2 protein-coding genes are annotated in these 3,200 nt (G+C 66.8%); both read left to right on the top strand.

The window, feature by feature from the left end; all coding sequences use genetic code 11:
- The first annotated feature begins 617 nt into the window (after positions 1–617).
- Positions 618–1,493 (top strand): hypothetical protein, encoded by an 876-nt coding sequence (locus tag Q0K00_RS11635; RefSeq protein ID WP_297229710.1) that lies wholly within the window; start codon positions 618–620, stop codon positions 1,491–1,493.
- Positions 1,494–1,830: 337 nt separating this feature from the next.
- Positions 1,831–3,200: GTP-binding protein (locus tag Q0K00_RS11630; protein WP_297229708.1), on the top strand; the 1,370-nt coding region annotated here is incomplete at its 3' end.

Below are 3,200 nucleotides of genomic sequence, written 5' to 3'. Positions count from 1 at the left end.
CCCCCCCCTTTCCTCCCGCAAAAACTTTTATTCAGGAGGATGACAAGGGAGCGTCCCTCCGGCAGGCTCCCCCCGACCGCCGGTCCCCCGGCGGCACAGCGGCAAAAAACCGCCCCCGCCTACACGCCCACCCCGTTCGCCAGCCCCTCGACAAGCCTCCCGCGCCGGGCATCTCCTCTGCCGCCGAACCAAGGGCCTATTAACGCTAAAGCATTTTCCGTTTGAAACGCTTCGCGTTCCAAACCATACGGCCTGTCGTTTCGCGGGGAAAATGTGGTCATCCCGCTTGATTTGGGCCGGGCGGCGCTGTGCCTCGGCCTCGCGTTCCTTTTTTTCATCATGCAGGGGCGTGGGGGGTCGTAATGCAGCGCGTTCATTGGCGGGTGACGGCGTTTTTTCATGCAGGGGCGCGTGGGGGTCGTAATGTCATGCCGCCGCCTCGCGTTCCATCTTTTTCAAAGCTGAAACGCTCCTGCCCGCCCTCTCGGCGGGAGGGAAAGTGGCCTCTGGCGCATGGGACGCACTTTTGCTATGCTTTCGTCTGGAGCATTGCCCTGCACGACGGCGGTCCTGTCATCCGTCGTCCTCTGCCGTACCCGCCAGATGAGAGAGGCCGTATGACCACTTGCAATACCCTCCCCGATATTTTCGCTGATCCCGAGAGCTGCTGGCCGCAATGGCTGGACGGCTGCCGTGTGGACGACGACGCCAGCGCAGCCGCCTACGAGGCCGCATCTCCCACGCTGCGGGCCGCCCTGAAAACCGGTCTGGCCCTCATGGCCCAGTATTTCGGTCGCCCCACCGCCCAGCAAAGCGGCGGCTGGCGCGATCCCTTCAGCGGCTTCTGGCAGGAGGAACATCGCTGCCCGGCTCCGTGGGCCGTGGTGGCCTTTACCCCGGCGTACGCGGCGGCGGCCCGCCTTACGGCGGCCTGTCTGCCCGCTCTTCTGGCGCAAGTCCCCCTGCTCGGCGCTATCTGCGTGGGGCCGCAGGGCCAGACGCCCACCGCGCAGGCCCTGCTGGCGCTGGAACTGACCGGCGTCGAGGACGTTTTCCGTCTGGATGAGGCCGCGCTTTGCCGTCTGCTGGAGGAGACGCAGCCCGGCCCCGGTCGCCTCGTGCTGCTGCACAAGGGCGAACTGGACATTGCCGGTCAGACGGCGCGCCATCTCCATATCCCCTGTTACGAAGAGCGGTATGCCCCGTCACTGGCCCTGCCGCAGCCCGACCTTTTCGATATGGAGGCCCTTGTGCTGGCCCACGGTGAAGGATGCGTCAAGCGGGCCAGGACCGCCGCTCTGCCCGAAAGTCCGGCGGCCATCTATACCACGCCGGAGGCCGCCCGCGCCCACTGCCACCTGAGCGCGGACCGTCCTTTCGGACGCGGCGCCGCCCCGCTGGCCCTGACGCCCGGCTGTGAAGGCTTCTGGCTGCACGACGGCCTGACGCCGGATTTCTTCGCTCTCCGGCGCGCGGCCTTCGGCCTGCTGTAGGGTCGTTCAGGGCGATCTTGCGCGGCGCGTCCTTCCCCGCGTCCCCTTTTCCCGTATCACCGGGAGACCGGCGGACGAAGGGACGGCCTGCGTGCCACTTTTTCCCTTCCATCCTCCCCGATAAAAGCGCGCTGGGGAGGGGTTGGGGGGCCTGGGGGGAAGGGGAGGCCCTCCCGCGCCGGCGGAGGGCCTCCCCTTCCCCCCAGAGGGGCCATGCCCGTCGGACCTTCGGTCTGACGGACATCGACGACAGGCGGAGGGCCTCCCCTTCCCCCCAGACGAGCACCCGTGCCGGAGCGTTTTGGCGGAACATGTGAACCAGAGTACAGGACAGCCCATGCAGGACATTCGCAATATCGGCATCATGGCCCACATTGACGCGGGCAAGACGACGCTTTCCGAGCGTATGCTTTTTTACAGTCGCAAGATCCACCGGTTGGGCGAGGTGCATGACGGCACGGCCACCATGGATTATTTGCCGGAGGAGCAGGAGCGGGGCATCACCATCACGTCGGCGTGCACGTCGTGCCAGTGGGCGGGGCATACGCTCAATCTCATCGACACGCCGGGGCATGTGGATTTCACCATCGAGGTGGAGCGTTCGCTGCGGGTGCTGGACGGGGCGGTGGGGGTCTTTTGCGCGGTGGCGGGCGTGGAGCCGCAATCGGAGACTGTTTGGCGGCAGTCCGAGCATTTTTCCGTGCCGAAGCTGGCTTTCATCAACAAGATCGACCGGCTGGGCGCGGATTTCGAGGCCGTGCTCACCGCGCTGCGGGAGCGGCTTGGGGCCAATCCGTTGCCGCTGACGGTGCCTGTGGGTCAGGGAGAGGATTTTGCGGGTCTGGTGGATCTGCTGACCGAGGAGTATCTGACGTTTTCGGCGGAGGATCAGGGGCGCACGGTGGAGCGTCGTCCTGTGGCGGAGGCCGGGGCGCGGGCAGTGGAGCTGTGCGCCGTCTGGCGGGAGCATCTGCTGGAAAAGCTGGCCGAGGCGGACGACGATTTTCTGGAGAGGTACCTTGGCGGCGATCACGGGCCGGAGGACATCCGCGCGGCCTTGCGCCGGGCGACGCTGGCGCGTGCGGTCACGCCGGTGTATTGCGGTTCGGCGCTGCGCAACAGCGGGGTGCAGCCTCTGCTGGACGGCGTTTGCGCCTGGCTGCCTTCTCCGCTGGACGTGCCCGCGCCCACGGGGACGGATGAGGAGGGGGGAGAGGTCGTCATCCCCGCCGATCCGGCGGCTCCCGTGGCGGCGCTGGTCTTCAAGGTGCTCATGGAGAACGGCCGCAAGCTGAGTTTCTTGCGCCTGTATGCCGGGACGCTGCACGAGGGCGACAGCCTGCGCAACGTGAACCAGCGCTGTGACGAGAGGGTGGGACGCATCTACCGTATGCACGCCGATCGTCGCGAGCAGCTCGAGAGCGCGTCCGCGGGCGATATCGTCAGCGTCGTCGGGCTGCGTTCGGCGCATACCGGGGAGACGTTCACGAGTCGGGAGCGGCAGGTGCGACTGGAGGCCATCGAAAGTTACGCGCCGGTCATCACGCTTGCGCTGGAGCCGCGCAATGCCGACGAGGGCAAGGTGCTGGACGAGGCGCTGGAGCGTTATGCCGCCGAGGACCCCACCCTGCTGGTGCGGCAGGATGAGGAATCCGGCTGCCGCATGGTCTCCGGCATGGGCGAGCTGCATCTGGACATCCTGCTGGA

The sequence above is a fragment of the uncultured Desulfovibrio sp. genome (genome assembly GCF_944327235.1).
GTDB lineage: Bacteria > Desulfobacterota > Desulfovibrionia > Desulfovibrionales > Desulfovibrionaceae > Desulfovibrio.
This window is presented reverse-complemented; position numbering and strand designations above follow the sequence as displayed.

What these genes read in the sequence shown, in the direction of transcription:
- Q0K00_RS11635 (WP_297229710.1), top strand. Translation starts at nt 618, where the DNA reads ATGACCACTTGCAATACCCTCCCCGATATTTTCGCTGATCCCGAGAGC.